Source organism: Blautia sp. AM29-29, assembly GCF_003480555.1.
In the GTDB taxonomy this organism is placed as follows: Bacteria; Bacillota; Clostridia; order Lachnospirales; family Lachnospiraceae; genus Fusicatenibacter; species Fusicatenibacter saccharivorans.
The window spans coordinates 194154-194498 of sequence record NZ_QUJD01000006.1; positions in this window are offsets into that span (position 1 = coordinate 194154).

The window sequence follows — 345 nt, forward strand, 5'->3', positions numbered from 1 at the left end:
ATCTTTTACCCGATTGGTTACGGCAGATGTTATCTCTTCTGCAATACGAGACATACTCAAACTTATTGATTGTTCGCCCCTTTGCTCCATCTCTATTACAGAGACTTCTTCACTACTATGGGCTCGGCTGACTTCTCACAGTTCGTTGTTACTAGGCTAATGAAACCCCTGTGAGACCTCCACGCTTAAGGTGCACGCTCTTTCCTCTCATCTATCCGCCACATTTACTCGTACTTCCAGCAACTTTAGGACTTCATCTCTTTTGGCAGACTTATCCGTATTTCCGAGCCTTATATGTGATTTCTGTCCGTCGGACCAAGAGTTTGCTTACAGCTTCCTTCAGAT